Here is an 18,565-nt window from a genome sequence, read left to right as displayed (position 1 = left end):
GGAAGCTGAAACTTCTTAGTAATCAGGAGCGTTATAGGTTACCCAGAACACCATGTTGCCGGGGCAGTCCTGACCAAGTACTTCATTCATCAGCTCATTGGCTTTGAGCTGACTCATTTTTTTTATCCACTTCGGATCATCAAGCTTTTCTTCGACAAACCAGTTTGGCAGAGACGCAGCCCGTTTGTTGTAGTAAGCCAGAGGAAAGCGCATGCCCTTGGGAAGTCGGCCGCGTTTGATGCTCAGCGCTGCATCGCAACGAACCACCAGACTTTCGGCGATCTGTTTCCGCTTGACCACATAGTTACCTGCTTCCCGGCGGTACTTATCTTCATAAGGTCCCATCAGCTCTTCAAAGCGATTTTCAATACAATGGTCGTAGGCGCGGCTGATTTCATCATTCTGATAGCCCATTATACGACAGGCTTCTGTCACCCGTTCACGGAATTCCGAAGCAATTTGCAGATACCATGGGGCGTGGGGGCCAAGAATATCCTGCGCTTCCTGATTGGCGACAAAGTACAGGTTTTCGTCAGGCGTGAAACAAAGAGCAGCATCTTCCGATGTGACCGCATCTATTTTGGTCAGGTCGGGTTCTTTGCTAATGGCAGAGTCACGTGCGTAACGTGCTTTCTGACAAAATTCAGAGTTGGAGATATCTATCTGAACATTGGGCATTGGCGCCACGTTATCAGGCGACAGTGCGATGACTGATGAGGTTGAGAAGGCGGACAATAAAAATACAACTGCCTTGTAAAACGTTGACATAATCAATCCCTGATATGCATTGTTAAAACAGCTGTGAACAAAAGCTTCTTATAGGTTATAGGTGCTGTGATTGTTCGAGAGTGACTCTCATCGTTTATGTATACCATTCAGTCCGTTGCTAAAGCAATGGACTGGCAGTCAAAGATTGCCACACCTTGAATGGTTGAGGTTACTATTCAGGATATTATGATATGAGTAGCCTCTAAATTTTTACTGGCCGAAGTGCCCGCTATTTCCGGTTTTGACTATCACATGATTTATTCCAGAAAATTAGGGTGCGCTGCCGCTAATGCAGCCAGAAAGATCATGCTGATATTTGTCAACGAGCCAACCTGTCCGCTTTTTCGAACCAGCAGATGATGCTCATCACTGTCAGTTGTGTTTTCAGAAGGTATTAACACGCCTTCATCCCAAAGCCTGGCTTTACCACCGGATACTGTCAGAATCTGTCCAGAAGAGCCAAACTCGATTTTTTCAACAGTGCCATTATGGCGCAAAGTAGCGATTTTTGATTGGTAGTAGCTAGCTCTTCCGTCGGACATTCCTTCATAAATCAACTTCCATAAAACTATATTGCCACTGTCTAAAACGACTGCGAATCTGTTTACTCCAGAGTTCCAGTCAAATTTTATAAAATGAACGGGGTTGAATACCTCAATAGAAGCGATACTGCTACGACCTTTCCGAAACAGATACGCTTTTTTATCGTCACAAACACCAACAAAGATATCCCCGTTTTTACTGTAAGAGATATCTGTGCAATTTACGGATGACGCTATATGATAAGCCTTACTCCAATCGTTAACATGCCTGAACTCAAACCCTGAATCTGTCACAGCAGCGAGCAAGCGATCATCGGGTACGAAGAGCAGCTTTCGGACAGTGCTGGGGTAGAAGAGTGATGTATATTTGAAACCCCCCCCTATACTTTCCTGATTAGACATTAAATTAGCGAGTATAACTTGATGCTTGCTGTTATCCAGGGCAATTGCTAGTGTTATATTCGTATCAGCTACTTTGGTGATATTCGTATCAGCTACTTTGGTAACTTTCGTATCGATAGCAACGGAGGTAACGTTGCGAGTATGTATGGTAAAAAGTTGTCCCAGCTTCATAGCTTTATCCAGTCCTACAATGTAGACGAAGCCTGTATCCCCCATCATAAACAGAGCATTTTTGTCAAACACGACTGAGTGTATTTTGTCAAACCGTGTTTCTGTGCCTTTGTAATTATCATGGACTGATACAAAGACTGGATTACCGTCTGGTGTAACCTTCCATATTTTGATTTTAAAACCACCGCCTGATATTGTTGCAAAATAGCTATTCTCTGGACCTTTTACTAAATCAGTCCAGCCGGTGTCGTGTATTACGTTTTGACGTTCAGTCTCAAAACCTCCGGTTTGCCAGACCTCGGCAGAGTCACCGCAGGTGAGTACAAACTGGTTTTCGGTTGTGAAGACGGCATTCCAGACATCACAGTCACCAGTGGCGACTTCTTCAGGTTTGAGGTATCTGACTTCTTCGGCATAAACTTCAAGCAGTGAAAAAATAAATGTTATAACACCTATATATATTGTAGTTTTCATTAGTGACCACCAATATCTAATGAATAAAAAACAACCTACCCACATCTTCAAAGGCGATGGATATAAACAGGTAAACTCGAGAGAATCCATTCCGGCACGAAACACTATCTTTACAAAGTTTATACCATCAGTGGATAAGTGGATAAGTGGATAAGTGGATAAATGGTAGACTTTTGTCGTTTAGTTACAGCTTGGCGGAAAGTCAGGGCTGGACACGGGAGATTTTTCCAATTCCATTTGTTACTCAAAAACACATTTGCTCAAAGGTCACTTTCGAGCAGGGAAGAAGATCTGATGATTTTGTCCGGGTTCCAGTTTTCTGCACCCCAGTTAATAATATATGTTGTGCTTTCACCCTCCAGACCTTTCGGAGGCACATGCCCCAACGCCTGTAATGCTTTCAACAGCAGTGGTCGCGGATTGTCCAGAGGTAGTTCAGGAGCGAGATTCTGTTTACTGAGCTTGTCACCATTGTCCTGAACAATCACTGGAATATGGGCATAAGTTACCTTATTCATGCCAAGAGCAGATTGCAGGCTGATTTGCCGTGGGGTGGAATCGATCAGGTCGTTGCCACGAACGATGTGCGTAATCTTCTGAAACTCGTCGTCTACACAAACCGCCAGCTGGTAAGCAAAAAGCCTTTCCTTGCGCTGCACAATAAAGTCGCCCAGTGCTTTCATATCAAACTGCTGATGTCCCTGAATCCGGTCATCAAACTCAATGATTTCGTCCTGACTGTTCAGCCGCCAGGCATAAGGTTTATCCGGAAGAGTGTTCAGGGAAGCATTGCGGCACAATCCGGGGTAAATACCCTGATAGGGTTGTAGTTGTTTGCGTGAGCAGGTACAGGGGTAAATGGCCTGAGATTGTTTCAGTTGCTCCATGGCCTCTTCATAAGCGTTACTACGCTGGCTCTGGTAAAGCACCTCTCCATCCCAGTGCAGTCCGTACACGTCCAGGGCTTTCAGAATTTTATCCGCAGCACCCGGCTGTTCTCTGGGTGGGTCAATATCTTCCATACGAACCAGCCAGGTTCCATCCTGATGGCGAGCGTCGAGATAGCTGGCTAAAGCTGCAACCAGCGAGCCAAAATGCAGGGGGCCTGTGGGAGAAGGGGCAAATCGTCCAACGTACGGCGAAATGGTCATAGAAGAGATAAAGGTGACATATAGATAAATGGTTACGACGACCAAACGCATACAACCAAGCCGCGAGACTTTGCACGATAATGCAACGGTCGCGGCTTGTTGATGGTCACGCAATGGGGCTGCTTTATGCTGAGCAATCTGTTAAACCATTAACAGATCATGTCTGCATTAGTTATTGACCCAGCTGCCTTTCCTTAATCTCTGCCAGAGTTTTGCAGTCAATGCAAAGTGTCGCAGTAGGACGAGCTTCCAGACGACGAACACCGATCTCCACCCCGCAGGAATCACAAAAACCATAATCTTCTTCCTCAATACGAGTCAGAGTTTTTTCGATCTTGCGAATCAGCTTACGCTCGCGGTCGCGGGCACGAAGTTCCAGACTGAACTCTTCTTCCTGACTGGCACGGTCTGCCGGGTCAGGGAAGTTCGCGGCTTCGTCCTGCATGTGGTTTACGGTCCGATCCACTTCCTCCATCAACTCCTGCTTCCACTGCCTGAGGATGTTGGTGAAGTGCTCGACCTGTTTGTCATTCATGTACTCTTCGCCGTCCTTCTCCTGGTATGGAGTGAAGGAACGGAGCAGATTACCTTGATCCGCTTTTTTCTGTGCTGACATGATTACAGCCTCATCACCTTTTTCTAGTAGCCGTGCTCACGCATTTCTCACGGCTTTCCATCCGATGTCGGGCTGGCTTTATTGCTTAACAGCCTTATGCCCGACCTCCCTGAAAGCTGAGGTCAACACTTCGGGTGCCTGACTTTTAAACAGACACTCACCTCTTGCCTTCCTAACAGAAGCGGAGAAACTACCAAAACCGATGACAATCCGCCACAAAAATGTCATCGACTTATCTGGTCACGTCGATGTTTATTCACTACTTATTGACATCAGACAGTAATTTCGGGAAATACCCAGTCCGCTATCTTAGAATGAAAAAACTGAATATCAAACAATAGTTTAATCACAATATAGTATGAAATATCCAGAAATTCTTCAGGAAGGCCGTCTGATCCGGCGTTACAAGCGTTTTATGGCCGACATTGAGCTGGCAAACGGTGAGCAGATTACGTTGCATTGTCCGAATACCGGCTCCATGAAAAACTGCCTCTACCCCGGTCACCGTGTCTGGTATTCCGATTCCCATAATCCCAAACGCAAATACCCCTGCACCTGGGAGCAGGCTGAAATTCCCGTTGCCTTCAACGGCAGGGAACGTATGACTCTGGCAGGTCTCAATACGGTCAGGGCAAACCCTCTGGTTGAAGAGTTACTGCAGGCAGGAAAAGTCGCGTCGCTGGCACATTACGGCAACATTCGACGGGAAGTGAAATACGGTGTTGAGAACAGTCGCATTGATTTTTTGCTGACCGGTGAAGCTTTGCCCGACTGCTATCTGGAAGTGAAAAGCGTCACTCTGGCCATGGGTGACGGATTAGGCCTTTTTCCTGATGCTGTCACCAGTCGTGGTACAAAACATTTGCGTGAGCTCATGGAGATTTGCGAAAGCGGTGGACGGGCGGTGTTGTTTTTTTGTGTGCAGCATACCGGGATTGACCGGGTGTCACCTGCTGATGAAATAGATCCAAAATATGGCGCAGCGTTGCGTGAAGCGATCAAAGCAGGGGTTGAAGTGGTGGCATGGGGGGCAGAACTTTCGCCGGAAGGTATTGAACTGAAAAGGGAGTTGCCGGTTCTGGTTGAACAGCATTTCAACCAGTCTGAAACCGTCAGTGGAAAATAAACAGCTATCTTTAGGAGCTGGAAAAATCCAACCCTGAGGATCACTGGCGACTATGCTCAGGACCGCGGTTATTGGTACGGGTTATCTTGGGCGATTTCATGCGCAGAAATACGTTCAATTACCTGACAACGAATTGATAGGTGTGGTTGATATTGATAAAGAGCGGGGAGGTAAGGTTGCAGATGAATGCAGAACCCGGTTTTTTGTCGATTATCGTGAACTTTTTGGCAAGGTTGATGCGGTCAGCATTGCTGTTCCTACGTGTCACCATTATCAGGTAGCCCTGGATTGTTTACAGGCAGGCGTTCATATTCTGATAGAAAAACCCATCTGCGATAACACTGAACATTCCCGCAGGTTGGTGAATCTGGCACGGGAAAAATCGTTGATCATGCAGGTGGGGTTTCTGGAGCGATTTAACCCTGTGTTATCCGATATACGCCCAATGGTTCAGGCGCCACGGTTTATTGAGTCTCACCGGCTGGCCGGTTTTAAACCACGCTCTATGGATATCAATGTCATCATGGACATCATGATTCATGATCTTGATATTGTGCTGGATCTGGTGGATTCCCCAATCAGTCAGATTGCTGCCAATGGTGCGAGCGTTCTTTCCCGTTCTGTGGATATCGCTCAGGCCCGGCTGTCCTTTGCCAGCGGTTGTGTGGCAAACATCACAGCCAGCCGGATCAGTGAAAACAGTAAGCGCAAGATGAGGATCTTTCAGCAGGATGCCTGTCTTAGCATTGATTTCCAGAACTTCTCGGTCAAACAGTACTTCAAGGGAAAGGGTGAACAGTATCCCGGCGTTCCATCAATTGAGCACAAAGCCTTCAGCTATGTGGATAGCGATTCGCTGAAACGCGAGATTGCTGACTTTATTCATTGTGTCCGGTTTCGCAAAACGCCAAGAGTTTGTGGTGAAAGCGGTCACAGGGCACTGGAAGTGGCTACCCGGATTTCAGACATCATTGCCGGAGCTGAACAATGATTTCAATGGTTGATCCAACCGTCTGGCACGCTTCTATACAGAACGAACTGGAGCAGGCAGCACTGGAAGTGCTGCGCTCAGGACGTTTTATCATGGGAAGCAACGTCGCGGCTTTTGAGCAGGAAGTGGCGGAATATCTTGGCAGTCGATACGCCATCAGTTGTGCCAACGGAACCGATGCACTGGTGCTGGCCTTAACCGCTGCTGGCATTGTAGCAGGAGATGAAGTGATCACCACTCCGTTCTCTTTTTTTGCTACTGCCGAAGCCATTGTTCAGGTGGGTGCCTGCCCGGTGTTTGTGGATATTAATCCAGAGTCTTTTAACCTTGATGTTGATCTATTGGAACAGGCGTTGTCTGACAAGACTAAAGCTGTTTTGCCAGTTCACTTGTTTGGTTTGCCTGTCGAGGTCAAAAAGATTCAGGCATTCTGTCATCAGCATGGGTTATGGCTACTGGAAGATTGCGCACAGTCGTTTGGTGCTTCAGTTGAGGGGCAGCATACGGGTACCTACGGCCACTTCGGGTGTTTCAGTTTTTTCCCCAGTAAAAACCTGGGTGGGTTTGGGGACGGTGGCCTGGTGATTACACAGGATAAGGCACTGGCAGAGCAGCTGATCCAGCTTCGTAATCATGGCAGCCAGCAGCCTTACCTTCATCACCAGATAGGCTACAATAGTCGTCTGGATGAACTTCAGGCCGCTTTGTTGAGAGTAAAGTTGCGGCATATCGATGAATACAACCGGCAACGACAACAGGTGGCTGAATGGTACTGGCAGGCATTTTGCCGCAGCGATATACAGCTGCCGGAAGGTGAGGGGCATGTTTTCCATCAGTACACTGTGTTGCTGGAACATCGCGATCTGGTCAGGCAGGCTCTGGAGCAAAACCATATAGCCAGCGCGATTTATTATCAGATGCCTTTGCATCGTCAGCCTGCGCTGATGGATGTGGCAAAGTTCAGCCAACTGCCAGTGGCTGAAAAGATAAGTCGCCACTGCCTGTCTTTACCTGTTTTTCCCGGTATGAGTCAGAATCAGGTGAACACGGTAGCAGAGCAGGTGCTTTTGTTCGGATCTGGACATTAGACAAGCAGTCAGCTTTTGCTATTTTGCGTGTTCTGTATAAATAAAAGACCACAATCATGTTCCGATGGTTTGTTGCTGCTTTTCTGTTAATGCTGCTGTCTTGCGCTTCGGCAGAAACCAGTAACACTGAGGCTCTCTGGGTGACGAACCATCGCTATAATGGCTCTTTCACCAGCCTGTCTGTTCAGAAAGAAACGGCTGAACGCTTGTTCAATGGGTCGTTCAATGGGTCGTTCAATGGCTTGCTCAATGAAGGGCTCAATGAAGGGCTCAATGGGTCGTTTGTTAATGAAGTTCGGAGTCAAAAAGGGTTTTCAAACTACTACCTTAATTTTGTCCCTCTGGAAAAGCGGGATTTTCTGTTTGGTGCCGTCAGCAAAACGATCTACTCAATCGACATAAAACCTCTGGTTTCTTTTAGCTCCAGTGATGTGTTTGCCCGAGTCAATGCGCCCCTGAATTATTTCTCTTATCTGGCAAAGCTGGGCGTAAAAATACGCGAAATTGCACTAAAAAAGACCAAGTTCGATGTTTCCAGACTGGAGCTGAAAGCACTGGCTCATGTTGAAAGCCTGTCATTGTATGACGACGTAACAGGTTTTATCCCGGTGCCTGAATCATCATCCATGCCATTTGAAAATACTTCCCACGGCTTGATTGAACAAGTCTTCTCTGAATCTGTCTGGCAGTTGTCGTTTAAAGAAAAGGGTTTTGAGAGACCTGTCGTGTTTTCGGGTTTTGTCGAGCCAAGAGTGGCTGAACAGGTGTTGAATAGTGCTCTGTTTCTGGACGACACAGTGTTTGGTCTTAGCTGGGGACACGGGAAATTTTCACACCTGATTCAGCTGGGTATGTTGCTTGATTCTGGAACTGTGGATAAACAGTGGCTCGGCCTAATGGTCAGAAATGATGAATGGCGACATCTCTTTGATCGAAGCATGGCCGGATGGTCTGAGGTGGTTTTGTCTTCATCGCACCGAACGAATACGCACTGGATTAAACCGGTTCCCGGCTTCTCCAGCCCGAACGCCTTGCAGGAGAGCTTGGTACTGCATCAGTTTTCAGCGGTTGTTCATCAGATGGCCTCTGATTCAATGCAATCCTGCCAGTATCTCAAGCTGTTTTTCGGGCAGAATGCCAAGCGTGTTGATGAATGCCGTTTGATGCTTGAAGCCCATGCCGACAATCTGAGAAGCCTTGAAAGCTGGGTCATACTCGATTTTATTGATGATATTCAATTGATGCGCGAGCTGGCTTCAGGCATTCCGTTTTTTCAGAAACAGCTTGTCGGCCTGATAGAAAATACAAGGCAAGAGCGTGAACAGGGTAATGACTTGAAAGAGGTGGGAGAAGTGCTGGCGTGCAAGGGTGAAGTTGGCTGTTTCAGACAGTTTGTAATGCTAATTGGCGAAGTTGCCTGCATGGCCACTTTTCATAATACGGTTGTCGAGCCGTTTATCAGTCTTCGTGAAAAGTATTATCTGCAACAGGGTTATTTACCCATACATCGGGGTAATGGCTATCGGGTTTACCTCCTGCCCGAGTGATTGGCAGCCACGATGGCTGCATGTAAGTGACAGGAGGTGAGGGAGACTGAATATTATTTCTGCTGTTCGGATTGTTTAACCTTGTCACCGGCAGGAGCCAGCATCAGGCTTTTGCCATGATGTTTCAGCCAGATGTAATCGTACTGACGAGACATGGCTTTAAGTTCATCCTGCACTTCATCGTCGTCATCGGTGGATATCATCAGCAGACTCTTCACTTTAGCGTCTGGTTCGCCCGCTTTCAGGTAAGGTGCCAGTCCCAGATCATTACGGGCATGAAACGCCCGGGTAATCAGAACCGAGTTTTCCTTCACAGCCAGCAGCATTCGAGCCATAAAATAATCCTGTAGTTGCTGGGCTGCCAGCAGGTAATCCACTTTTTCTTCAAGGTTGTCTTTGGAGGCCGGATGGCTTTGGGACATGATGGTTCGAAGCTGTTGCATCTGCTGTTCAGACAAGGCTTTGCCTGTTTGGGCTTTGAGCCACTTTCTGGCTTCTTTGTCTTTCATTGCCTGCAACTTGTCCATGGGAACCGCTGCGGCAATCACCGGTATCTCTTCTTGTTCCAGCCATTCGATCAGGGATTTATAACGACTGTGAAGTGCCGGACTCTGCTTTTCGAGCTGTTCCAGATAAGTCAGCTCTTCTGCATTCAACTTTGACTGCAGCGAGTCCATGGCAACCGCTTCCAGCCACTGTTCTTTATTCAGGGTCTTGAGAAGGTTTAGCAGCTGGTTCTGAAGATAACGACTCTGGTGCAATTCACCCACCACAATGTAGCGTGCATCCTGCAAGCCCTTTGCCAGCTCGGTTTCATTGATCCAGCGCTTGTTACTACTGTCCCAGATCTCTGCAGACGGTTTGGAGGGTTCCTGATCTCTGCTTAATTGGGCACAGCCTGCCAGCGTGAAAGCGAGGATAACGAAGCATATTTTTGTCAGTTTTGTCATGGCGCGATCCTTGGAGCCTGCCCGGATCGCGTTAGGCCAGTCGGTGAATAACGACGACTGGACAATGATGTTCTGGATAATCCGGCGCAGAAACATGAATGTTGAACACAGAGTAGACTATTTCTGGCACCGGAATGTTCCCTGTAGTGAGTGTCAGGACTCAGGTGGGAAAAAGGCTTTTGCCAGCTCTACCGCCAGTTCACCGGTTCGCGGACCCAGACCCCCAAGCAACATCCCCGGATCAATGGCAACCAAACGTCCGTTTTTACCGGCCGGAGTTTGCTTCAGAATGGGCTGCATATCGATCAGCTGTTGCGGTGTTGTGCCTTTGCCGTGGTCTGAAAAAATCACCAAATCCGGCTTTTTCGCAGTAGGTCAGTGGTAAGTCCGACAGGCTCCTAGCCAGCTCAATCAGGGTATGAGCAGAGGTAATGATGCGGGGAATGTTTGTTTCTTTTGCCTGAACCGCCGTGGTCAACGCGGCGGTAATCATCATTATTGTTATTCTTTTTAAGGCATTCACGATCAGGTGTCCTCCATTAATACCTGTGCTGCGGTGATGTCGTGCTCACTGAGAAACATCATCAATTGAACCAGGTTCCCCAGCGGTGCTTCTTTATCACCTGCTACCAGAACGGTGGTGTCCGGTTCCGCCTGTACTTCGCTCAACAGAGCAGCGGTAAAGGCTTCAAAACTGTCGTAGCGTTCTTCAGACACCGCCCAGGGCTTGCCTTCGGAAAGAATGCTGACGGTCAGGGTTTTTGGCTCATGGGTGACTTCGGCCTGTTCCCGGCTGGCTTCCGGCAGGTTTATCGGCAGGCTCAGTGTCTGGGCATTGGCGGTGAACAGCAGGAACACCATGACGATAAAAACAACATCGAGCAGCGGTGTCAGGTCGGCAGCTGGAAACGAAGCACTGGTTTCTTCGCCGTCGTTAATGCGAATCATGCGGCAACCGCCTTCAGGCAAGGTGTTGTGCCTTCGGATTCATCTGCCAGACCGTGCTCGTCCATTTTCAAACCTTCCAGCAATAGATTGGCGTGGTTCATGGCAAATTCCAGACGGGCCATGTAGTGATTAGCCCATACGCCCAGACCATGGGCAGCAGCCAGAGACGGAATGGCAACAATCAGACCAAATGCGGTAGTGAACATGGCAACCCATAAGCCGTCAGCCAGAATATCCGGAGTCACGGGCCCCTGAACGGCAGCAATGTTGCGGAACATTTCAATCAGACCCATAACCGTACCGAGCAGACCCAACATAGGTGCCAGAATACCAATCAGCATCAGAGGCTTGAGCCAGGAGTGCAGGTGACGTTTCTGTTTCAACAGCCACAGACCTGCCACTTCTTCACGCATTTCCTTGTTGGCACTGTTATGGCTCAGAAGAACAGCAATACCGTGGCGAATGCCTTTGCCGTTTCTCAGGTTTTTGCACACACTGTTTTTAGTGTTGCGACAGCTGGCACAGCCACGCACTTCATCAAACAGCTTATGCATGTTCTTCCGGTTCAGAGACGGCAGCATGGCATACGTCAAAAGTCGTTCAAGAATCAGGGCAAAACTCAGACAGGAAGCCACTGCCAGTGGCCAGCCCATCATTCCCATTGAAGCAATCTGTTCAGTGATCATGTGTGTCTACCTGTTTATCTCTTTTCCCGCAGGAAAAGTACTTGATTAATTCAGTTGGAAAGCCACCGGTACATGCACCCGTGACTGAACAAAATGGTTGTTGCGTCTCTGGGGTTTAAACTCCCAGCTTTCTACGGCGGCAATGGCTGACCGGTCGAGTGTATCGAAGCCTGATGATTCCAAAACCGAAATGGTGAGCGCCTTGCCGTCTTCATCAACGGTGACTTCCAGCATGACAACACCCTGCTGATTTCGACGCTGAGCCGAACGTGGGTATCGGGGCTGCGTCCAGTTCAGTATTTCCGGCTCACTGACAAATACGGGTTCATCGCTTAAGCCTTCAACCTCGGTTTCTTCAAGGGCGCTTTCAACCACTTGTTCGATTACCGGTTCCGGAATCTCTTCCTCAACCACTTCTTCTTCTGGCTCTGGCTCAGGGATCGGGTCGGGAATCACCAATGTGTCTTTCTTGGGCTCTGGCGGCTCGGGTTCCGGTTCGGGAGGCGGCTCTATTTCCGGTTTTGGCTTGGGTTTGGGTTCTGGCTGAGGTTCCGGTTCAGGCAGCGTCACGGTTGAAAAAGTCATGCTGATCGGTGCTTTCACACTGCCCATGCTGATGGTGTGCTGCTCTTCCTCTGTTTTATGGATGAGCTGGTATGCCACTGCGGCGTGAGCGGCAATGGAAGCGAGCAACGTAAATATCAGTTTCCTAGGCATATTGTTGTCGTGACGACGAGTGTTTCCAGAAATCGAGGACAAGAGTACTTGATGTTAATTGTTTGTTCAATGATCTAAATGATAATAATTTGCATTTGGTATTGCATTTACGTAGTATCCGCAATGAAAAATCAGGAGTGAATAAAAATTACTCAGCCTTCCGGCAACTCAAACACTAAAAACAACAAGGTTATCAATCATGTTTAACAGGAACAGGCTGGCAATTGCGGTAATAGCTGCGACCTCTGCCATGGTTCACGCTGAACAAATAGCGACTACCCAACCGACAATGATGCAGCAGGTGACTGTTACTGCGACTCGTACTGAAAAAGAGGTGAAGGATGTTGCGGGTCCTGCCTGCCAAAGTCGGTTATGCCAGTGCTGATAAAGGTTTTTCTGAAACCCTGACGTTTGCAAATCGATCTCCACTCTTTCGGGCTTTTCTATGAAAAGCCCGTTCTTTTCAGGAACGAATTAAAAAAAACAGCAGGTTTCGTAGTTTGATCTGGGTCAAGTCGAAGTTAGATAGGTATAAAACCAAATGATAATGATTTGCATTTGAAAGTTTCTTTGCATACCATCGTACCCACTTGGTCATAGTGCGCTGCCCCTACCATCATTCCATTGTTACAAACCATTGTTACAAACCATTGTTACAAACCATTGTTACAAACCTTTGTTGCAACTGTTTCGTCGAATGAGTGTCGGCACACTGAAGTTTTTTGAAGAAGTACAGACACACATGAATCCATCCCTGATCCGCAAAAGCAGCCTTTCTGTTGCCATTGCTTCCATTGTTGCCACGACAGCTGTCGCGCAGGAAGCTCCCCGTACCCAGCCAACCCTGATGAATCAGGTAACGGTTTCGGCGACACGTACCGAGCGGGAACTGGATGATATTGCAAGCAGCGTATCTGTGATTACGGCTGATGATGCAGAGAAGCAGGTGGTTGGAAATATCCGTGATCTGGTGAGATATGAGCCTGGTGTAGAAGTTACCGACGGTGGTCGCTTTGGTCTGGGTGGATTTAACATCCGCGGTATGGATAAAAACCGGGTTAAAATTTCTGTGGATGGCGTAGACCAGGCTAAGGCATTTGGTTACGAAAAGTTTATCCAGTCTCAGCGCAACTTTTTTGATATCGACAATATGAAGCAGGTAGACATTGTTAAAGGTCCTGCTTCTACTCTGCATGGCAGTGATGCAATTGGTGGTGTTGTTGCCTTCACAACCAAAGATCCGGCTGACTATCTGAAAGCAGAAGGTGACGACACTTACGCGTCCATTAAAGCGGGCTATAGCAGTGCAGACTCAAGCAATAACCAGTCTATGACCATTGCTAATCGTTCTGGTGATCTGGAAAGTATGCTGATTTATAACCGTCGTAGTGGTAATGAAATGGAAACCTACGGTGGCGGTTACGATGGAAAAGGCGTTTCTCGAGAAGAAGCTGACCCACAAAACTATAAAAACCAGAGTTTGCTGGGTAAACTGCAATATCAGATAAACGACGATCATCGTATTGGGCTGACCGCTGAATGGGCAGAAGGTGAGTCCGACATTATTGAATACTCCAGCTATGGCACGTCTACAAATGGTATGCCCGGTGAAACTTATGGTGACTTCCGTGCTGATGATGAAACCAAGCGTCAACGTCTCGGTGTTTTCCATGAGTGGGATGCCTACAATGCCGCATTTGATACTGTAAAGTGGTCGCTTAACTGGCAGGAAAGTGAATCTAACCAAGTCTCAGAAGTTGAACGTAAATCATTTCAGGGTGGTGATCGTCGCAGACTCGATTACACCTATACAGAAACCAGCTGGCAGTTTGATACCACTTTCAATAAAGAAGTGTTGATGGGAAGTGCCGACCATCTGTTCACCTACGGTTTCAACTATGAAAACAAAAAACAGGATAACCTGAACAAAACGTATACCTTGACTGGTAATAATCCAGGGACCCCAGAGGTCGAGCGTTATGCGCCCGTAGCCACTACAAATCAGTTTGGCGTGTTTCTTCAGGATGAAATCAGCTTGATGAATGATCGACTGACTGTGACACCGGGTATCCGCTACGATCGCTTTGAAATCGACACCAAAGTTGATGACCGCTACCAGAATGGTAAGGATGTGGGTGACCGAACTCATAACAGCTGGACTGGTCGCTTAGGTACTGTCTACAAAGTCAATGACGCTGTTTCTGTATTTGCCCAGTACAGTGAGGGCTACAGTGTTCCAGACCTGTTTGCGTTGTACTTTGAAAAGACCGATGTTCCTGCTGTGCAAGTGCTGGCAAATCCAGACTTGAAACCAGAGCGCAGCCAGTCAATTGAAGCAGGTTTCAGGCTGAATGGCGATCTGGGTAGCATGGAAGTGACAGCTTTCTATAACACTTATGATGATTTCAGTGAGCAAGTTTATCTGGGCAGAGGCGGCGGTATTTTTAATCCGCAGATTTTCCAGTATCAGAATCTGGATGATACGACGATCAAAGGGATTGAGCTTAAAGGTATGATGTGGCTCGATCAGTTTGGTGCACCCGAAGGTTCCCGTTTGAATGGTGCAGTAGCATACGCCCATGGTCGGGGTACCGTCACAGATATGGATGGTGTGCTGCATGAAAACGAACCGCTGAACAGTATTGCTCCTCTGAAAGCATTTGTTGGCCTTGGCTATGACGCACCTTATCAGGATTGGGGTGGCGACCTCTCTTTAACTCTGGTTTCCCGTAAGAAGACACGAGATATCTCAAATACTGATTCAGAAGGCAGTATGGATGATCATGGTGGTCGTCAATTTGCCACGCCAGGTTATGGATTAGTTGATTTGACAGCCTATTACAAGCCTCATCAGGACATCACTCTAAGTGCCGGTATCTTTAATATTGGCGATAAAAAGTACTGGATGTGGGACGATGTTCGTGGCTTCTCTAATGACTATGCCGGTATTAACCGCCTGACCCAGCCGGGCCGCAACTACTCCGTCAGCGTGAAATGGGAAATCTAATTCTGATTATTAAATAACCAAAAGGCGCGTATGCGCCTTTTGGCGTTTCTGAAGATTTATACGGACTTGTACACACCATGACCAAACCAGTTGTTCTGACAGAAGCCATGACGGGACGTTCTGTGCCTGACCCTCTGCGCCATGCGTTCGATCTGAAAACCTCGGCCCACAGTCGTGGTGCCGGGACACCGTTGCCGCCAATGATGTGGCAGGAAAGCTGGAACCAGCTGATGTCCAAACCTTTTGGTGAAGGCAAGCGTGCCGCGTATTTCCACATTCCTTTCTGCCGTACCAAGTGTTCTTATTGCGGGTTTTTCCAGAACACCACCAAAGAAGCCATGGTCGAAAAATACGTCGATTATCTGGTACGTGAAATCGAAATGACGGCACAGATGCCGAATGTGCAGAGCGCACCGATTCATGCCGTTTATTTTGGTGGTGGTACGCCGACTGATCTGACAGCAGAACAGATTCGCCGTCTGGGTAAAGTTATTCGTGACAATCTGCCATTGGCAAACGATTGCGAAGTGACGTTTGAGTCACGTTTTAATGGTCTGACCGATGACAAGATTGATGCCTGTGTCGAAGCCGGTTTCAACCGTTTTTCTCTGGGTGTGCAAACTTTCAACAGTGAAATTCGTCGCAAGATGAGCCGTATTGATACGGAAGAAGTCTTGAACGAACGCCTGCAGAAACTCATGTCCACCGGACAGATTGCCGTTGTCGTTGACCTGATTTTTGGCCTGCCTTATCAGACCATGGAAGGCTGGCTGGAAGATCTGGACAAACTGGTTGAAAGCGGTATTGATGGTGCCGACCTGTATCAGCTGATTCTGATGGGTGGTACCCGCATGGCGGCCAGCATTGAAAAAGGCAGCATGCCGGAACCCGCCAATACGGCTGAAAAGGCGGGCATGTTCAAAGCCGGTATCGAGCATCTGAACAAACACCACTATCGTCGTTTGAGTGTCAGCCACTGGGGTCGTACAACCCGCGAACGTAATATTTACAACCATTTGTCCAAATCCGGTTGTGATGTCATTCCTTTCGGTTCCGGTGCGGGCGGCAACATTGCCGGTCACAGCATGATGTTGCATCGCAAACTGGATGATTATTTTGCCGCTATCGATAACGGTGAAAAGCCGGTGATGGGCGTGGTCGTGCCAAGCGCTCTTTACAAAGCGTTTGGTGCCGCCGGTGCTGGCTTTGACCTGGGTTACCTGAACCTGAAAGAGATGGACAAGAGTGGTTTTGAATTCAGCACCCGTTGTGAGCCGCTGTTTGAAGAATGGGTGGCTAACGGTCTGGCAGAACGTTCCGGACATTATCTGAACCTGACACTGGCCGGGCAGTTCTGGGCAGTGAATATGAATCAGGGTCTGCAGGCTTACATGCTGGAACTGACGGAAGAAGTGGCAGAGTCCGGTAACCACATGGGCGGTCACAACAAAACCGGTGACGAGCTGGAAAAGCTGATGGCAAAAATGCCGAAAAGCATGCTCGATAAAATGCCAAAAGGTCACTCTTTTGGGAAAGACGGTTTCACTGGTAAGGAAGACATTCCATCCGGCTGCCCGGTACACAAGTTAATTAACTGGATTCGCAAATAAGAAGTTAGGAGTCAAATCAATGAACACTCAAGAAGCTGTACGCAAACTGATTGCTGAAAACCCGGAAAAGCTGCCAGCAGAAATCGCGGCCGAGTTGAACATTTCAGAGCTGGAAGCCGTATCCAACCTGCCGGAAGACATGGTTACTGTGCTGGATGGTAGCCTGTTTGAAACGTTAACCGAAGAGTTTCGTACCTGGGGTGAAGTGCTGACGGTTCTCGATGTGGAAGGTCACATCTTTGAACTGGCCGGTGTTTTCCCGAAAGGTGGCAAGAAGTTTGGTTACTACAATATGAGCGACCGTGACACGCCACTGAAAGGTCATCTGAAGCTGGACGGTTTCAGCAAAATTGCCCTGGTATCCAAACCTTTCCACGGTGTTGATACAAAGTCTGTGCAATTCTTCAGTCACACTGGTAAAACAGTCTTTAAACTTTATATTCGTCGTAATAAAGACAAGAGCTTTGTCGCTGAACAACTGGAAAAGTTTGAAGCGCTGGAAAAGCTTGCAGTTTAAGAGCAAATAGCATGAAAAAGCAGGTTGCGCGTCGCGCTAAGGAACCACTAGAGGGCGAACTGGCAAAAGAGTTCAAAACCATTGTTGCCATGACACATATTTATTGTCGTGATCATCACAGCCTGAAAAACCACGGCAGTATTTCCGGGTTATGTGCTGAATGCAGCGAGTTTAAGGACTTTGCCGAGTACCGTTTGTCCAAGTGCCCTTATGGTCAGGACAAGCCAACCTGCAAGTACTGTCCGGTTCACTGTTATAAAAAAGAGATGAAAGAGCTGGCCCGGACCATCATGATTTACAGTGGTCCGCGTATGTTGCTGAAGCATCCGATACTGGCTATCCGACATCTGTTGCATGATCGCAAGCCGGTACCTGATCTGCCGAAAAAGAAGCGACGTAAGCAGGATACAGAAGAAACGGTAATAGCAAGTGAGCAGTAAACCTCGTATCAGCATTGTGGGTTATGGTCGCGTCGGCCTGCCTCTGGGGAAAACCCTGAAAGCCAAAGGCTATGACGTCACCGGAACGGTGACCAGTGCAGAAAAGCGTGACACTCTGATGGCTGAAGGACTGGATGCCCATATTCTCAGTTTTGACCCTCAGCCTCAGGGCGATCTGACAGCGGCTCTGGAAGCGGATGTTCTGGTCATTACCATTCCGCCCTCCATGCGAGCGCCTCAGGATTATCCGGCCATTCTTGAAAATCTGGCCAATGCTGCAGCAGACAGCGGCATCAAAAAGGTGCTGTTTGTTGCCACAACCTCTGTTTATCCGCAAACAGGTGATGAGGTGCGTGAAGAGGACGCGACTCATGAAGCCAGCCCGTTTCTGGGTTTTTCCTGGCTGCCTCTGGAAGAAACCTTTACCGGCCGTGACGAGTTTGCAACGACTGTCGTGCGTTTTTCCGGCCTGATGGGTGGTGGCATTAACCCGGGCATGTACTTTGCCGGGCGTGAGCTGAAAGGTGCCAACGACCCTGTGAATATGATTCATGTGGACGATTGCGTAGGCGTTATCACTGCTATCATTGAGCAGGATGTATGGGGCGAGGCGTTTAACGCATCGGCTGACGAGCACCCGCTCAAGCGTGAGTTTTACACCAAAGCCTGTGAAAGCGCGGGTATGCCAGCTCCGGTTTTCAGCGACGATCCTTCCCCTTACCGCATTGTAAACTGTGACAAACTGAAGCAGCGTCTGGGGTATGTGTTCAAGCATCCTGATCCGCTGGCCGGACTGGACAGCTAACGAGATTGA

19 protein-coding genes are annotated in these 18,565 nt (G+C 48.1%); 10 read left to right on the top strand and 9 right to left on the bottom strand.

The window, feature by feature from the left end:
• Positions 1–15: 15 nt before the first annotated feature.
• The 4 genes from EZMO1_RS23995 to dksA form a co-directional block, all read right to left on the bottom strand.
• Positions 16–768 carry a hypothetical protein gene (locus tag EZMO1_RS23995; RefSeq protein ID WP_034877781.1) on the bottom strand — a complete coding sequence of 251 codons (753 nt, stop codon included), beginning with the start codon at positions 766–768 and terminating at the stop codon, positions 16–18.
• A gap of 257 nt (positions 769–1,025) precedes the next feature.
• On the bottom strand, positions 1,026–2,357 hold the full coding sequence (locus tag EZMO1_RS23990; RefSeq protein WP_034877782.1) for a WD40 repeat domain-containing protein: 1,332 nt from the start codon (positions 2,355–2,357) through the stop codon (positions 1,026–1,028).
• 260 nt (positions 2,358–2,617) lie between these two features.
• The gene (gene gluQRS / locus EZMO1_RS23985) at positions 2,618–3,508 is read right to left on the bottom strand and encodes a tRNA glutamyl-Q(34) synthetase GluQRS (protein ID WP_034877783.1); all 891 of its coding nucleotides are present in this window, start codon (positions 3,506–3,508) and stop codon (positions 2,618–2,620) included.
• A gap of 172 nt (positions 3,509–3,680) precedes the next feature.
• Positions 3,681–4,124 (bottom strand): RNA polymerase-binding protein DksA, encoded by a 444-nt coding sequence (gene dksA, locus EZMO1_RS23980; RefSeq protein ID WP_034877784.1) that lies wholly within the window; start codon positions 4,122–4,124, stop codon positions 3,681–3,683.
• A gap of 358 nt (positions 4,125–4,482) precedes the next feature.
• Here dksA and sfsA point away from each other — a divergent pair, with 358 nt between their 5' ends.
• From sfsA to EZMO1_RS23960, 4 genes are read left to right on the top strand one after another with little or no spacing between them, the layout of a single operon-like run.
• Positions 4,483–5,250 (top strand): DNA/RNA nuclease SfsA, encoded by a 768-nt coding sequence (sfsA, locus tag EZMO1_RS23975; protein WP_051790323.1) that lies wholly within the window; start codon positions 4,483–4,485, stop codon positions 5,248–5,250.
• Positions 5,251–5,302: 52 nt separating this feature from the next.
• Positions 5,303–6,241, top strand: coding sequence for a Gfo/Idh/MocA family protein (locus EZMO1_RS23970; RefSeq protein WP_034877785.1), 939 nt, complete (start codon positions 5,303–5,305; stop codon positions 6,239–6,241).
• The gene (locus EZMO1_RS23965) at positions 6,238–7,329 is read left to right on the top strand and encodes a DegT/DnrJ/EryC1/StrS family aminotransferase (protein WP_034877786.1); all 1,092 of its coding nucleotides are present in this window, start codon (positions 6,238–6,240) and stop codon (positions 7,327–7,329) included. Before EZMO1_RS23970 ends, EZMO1_RS23965 begins: the two co-directional genes overlap by 4 nt.
• Positions 7,330–7,385: 56 nt before the next feature.
• Positions 7,386–8,876 (top strand): hypothetical protein, encoded by a 1,491-nt coding sequence (locus EZMO1_RS23960; RefSeq protein WP_034877787.1) that lies wholly within the window; start codon positions 7,386–7,388, stop codon positions 8,874–8,876.
• Between the two features lie 53 nt (positions 8,877–8,929).
• On the opposite strand, the gene EZMO1_RS23955 is transcribed toward EZMO1_RS23960, so the two are convergent.
• From EZMO1_RS23955 to EZMO1_RS23935, 5 genes are all read right to left on the bottom strand, one after another.
• Positions 8,930–9,922 (bottom strand): ChaN family lipoprotein, encoded by a 993-nt coding sequence (locus EZMO1_RS23955; RefSeq protein ID WP_034877788.1) that lies wholly within the window; start codon positions 9,920–9,922, stop codon positions 8,930–8,932.
• Between the two features lie 57 nt (positions 9,923–9,979).
• Entirely contained in the window at positions 9,980–10,177 is a 198-nt protein-coding gene (locus EZMO1_RS26390) for a hypothetical protein (RefSeq protein WP_145912726.1), read from the bottom strand.
• 174 nt (positions 10,178–10,351) lie between these two features.
• Positions 10,352–10,774 (bottom strand): ExbD/TolR family protein, encoded by a 423-nt coding sequence (locus EZMO1_RS23945; RefSeq protein WP_034877790.1) that lies wholly within the window; start codon positions 10,772–10,774, stop codon positions 10,352–10,354.
• Positions 10,771–11,460, bottom strand: coding sequence for a MotA/TolQ/ExbB proton channel family protein (locus EZMO1_RS23940; RefSeq protein WP_051790326.1), 690 nt, complete (start codon positions 11,458–11,460; stop codon positions 10,771–10,773). The genes EZMO1_RS23945 and EZMO1_RS23940 overlap by 4 nt, the downstream gene beginning before the upstream one ends.
• 45 nt (positions 11,461–11,505) lie before the next feature.
• Positions 11,506–12,177, bottom strand: a complete 672-nt coding sequence (locus EZMO1_RS23935) for an energy transducer TonB (protein ID WP_051790327.1) — start codon at positions 12,175–12,177, stop codon at positions 11,506–11,508.
• Positions 12,178–12,376: 199 nt separating this feature from the next.
• Between EZMO1_RS23935 and EZMO1_RS27485 the strand changes: the two genes are divergently transcribed.
• The 6 genes from EZMO1_RS27485 (at position 12,377) to EZMO1_RS23910 (ending at position 18,556) form a co-directional block, all read left to right on the top strand.
• Positions 12,377–12,562 carry a hypothetical protein gene (locus tag EZMO1_RS27485; protein ID WP_152557057.1) on the top strand — a complete coding sequence of 62 codons (186 nt, stop codon included), beginning with the start codon at positions 12,377–12,379 and terminating at the stop codon, positions 12,560–12,562.
• Positions 12,563–12,856: 294 nt separating this feature from the next.
• Complete coding sequence (locus EZMO1_RS23930) at positions 12,857–15,184, top strand: TonB-dependent hemoglobin/transferrin/lactoferrin family receptor (protein WP_222842163.1); 2,328 nt, start codon at positions 12,857–12,859, stop codon at positions 15,182–15,184.
• 77 nt (positions 15,185–15,261) lie between these two features.
• Complete coding sequence (gene hutW / locus EZMO1_RS23925) at positions 15,262–16,794, top strand: heme anaerobic degradation radical SAM methyltransferase ChuW/HutW (RefSeq protein ID WP_051790329.1); 1,533 nt, start codon at positions 15,262–15,264, stop codon at positions 16,792–16,794.
• A 19-nt stretch (positions 16,795–16,813) separates the two neighbouring features.
• Entirely contained in the window at positions 16,814–17,311 is a 498-nt protein-coding gene (gene hutX, locus EZMO1_RS23920; protein ID WP_034877792.1) for a heme utilization cystosolic carrier protein HutX, read from the top strand.
• Positions 17,312–17,322: 11 nt separating this feature from the next.
• Positions 17,323–17,751 carry a nitrous oxide-stimulated promoter family protein gene (locus EZMO1_RS23915; protein ID WP_051790332.1) on the top strand — a complete coding sequence of 143 codons (429 nt, stop codon included), beginning with the start codon at positions 17,323–17,325 and terminating at the stop codon, positions 17,749–17,751.
• A complete protein-coding gene (locus EZMO1_RS23910; RefSeq protein WP_034877794.1) occupies positions 17,741–18,556 on the top strand; it encodes an NAD(P)H-binding protein in 816 nt (271 codons plus the stop codon). The genes EZMO1_RS23915 and EZMO1_RS23910 overlap by 11 nt, the downstream gene beginning before the upstream one ends.
• Positions 18,557–18,565 lie beyond the last annotated feature (9 nt).

It is taken from the genome of Endozoicomonas montiporae CL-33 (assembly GCF_001583435.1).
GTDB lineage: Bacteria > Pseudomonadota > Gammaproteobacteria > Pseudomonadales > Endozoicomonadaceae > Endozoicomonas_A > Endozoicomonas_A montiporae.
The sequence above is the reverse complement of the archived record's forward strand: the minus strand, read 5'-3'. Positions and strand labels throughout refer to the sequence as shown.

Coding starts and splice junctions, on each gene's coding strand:
- sfsA (WP_051790323.1), top strand. CDS start 4,483: ATGAAATATCCAGAAATTCTTCAGGAAGGCCGTCTGATCCGGCGTTAC.
- dksA (WP_034877784.1), bottom strand. CDS start 4,124: ATGTCAGCACAGAAAAAAGCGGATCAAGGTAATCTGCTCCGTTCCTTC.
- EZMO1_RS23940 (WP_051790326.1), bottom strand. CDS start 11,460: ATGATCACTGAACAGATTGCTTCAATGGGAATGATGGGCTGGCCACTG.
- hutX (WP_034877792.1), top strand. CDS start 16,814: ATGAACACTCAAGAAGCTGTACGCAAACTGATTGCTGAAAACCCGGAA.
- EZMO1_RS27485 (WP_152557057.1), top strand. CDS start 12,377: ATGTTTAACAGGAACAGGCTGGCAATTGCGGTAATAGCTGCGACCTCT.
- EZMO1_RS23945 (WP_034877790.1), bottom strand. CDS start 10,774: ATGATTCGCATTAACGACGGCGAAGAAACCAGTGCTTCGTTTCCAGCT.
- EZMO1_RS23915 (WP_051790332.1), top strand. CDS start 17,323: ATGAAAAAGCAGGTTGCGCGTCGCGCTAAGGAACCACTAGAGGGCGAA.
- EZMO1_RS23965 (WP_034877786.1), top strand. CDS start 6,238: ATGATTTCAATGGTTGATCCAACCGTCTGGCACGCTTCTATACAGAAC.
- hutW (WP_051790329.1), top strand. CDS start 15,262: ATGACCAAACCAGTTGTTCTGACAGAAGCCATGACGGGACGTTCTGTG.
- EZMO1_RS23990 (WP_034877782.1), bottom strand. CDS start 2,357: ATGAAAACTACAATATATATAGGTGTTATAACATTTATTTTTTCACTG.
- EZMO1_RS23995 (WP_034877781.1), bottom strand. CDS start 768: ATGTCAACGTTTTACAAGGCAGTTGTATTTTTATTGTCCGCCTTCTCA.
- EZMO1_RS23970 (WP_034877785.1), top strand. CDS start 5,303: ATGCTCAGGACCGCGGTTATTGGTACGGGTTATCTTGGGCGATTTCAT.
- gluQRS (WP_034877783.1), bottom strand. CDS start 3,508: ATGACCATTTCGCCGTACGTTGGACGATTTGCCCCTTCTCCCACAGGC.
- EZMO1_RS23935 (WP_051790327.1), bottom strand. CDS start 12,177: ATGCCTAGGAAACTGATATTTACGTTGCTCGCTTCCATTGCCGCTCAC.
- EZMO1_RS23955 (WP_034877788.1), bottom strand. CDS start 9,922: ATGTTTCTGCGCCGGATTATCCAGAACATCATTGTCCAGTCGTCGTTA.
- EZMO1_RS23960 (WP_034877787.1), top strand. CDS start 7,386: ATGTTCCGATGGTTTGTTGCTGCTTTTCTGTTAATGCTGCTGTCTTGC.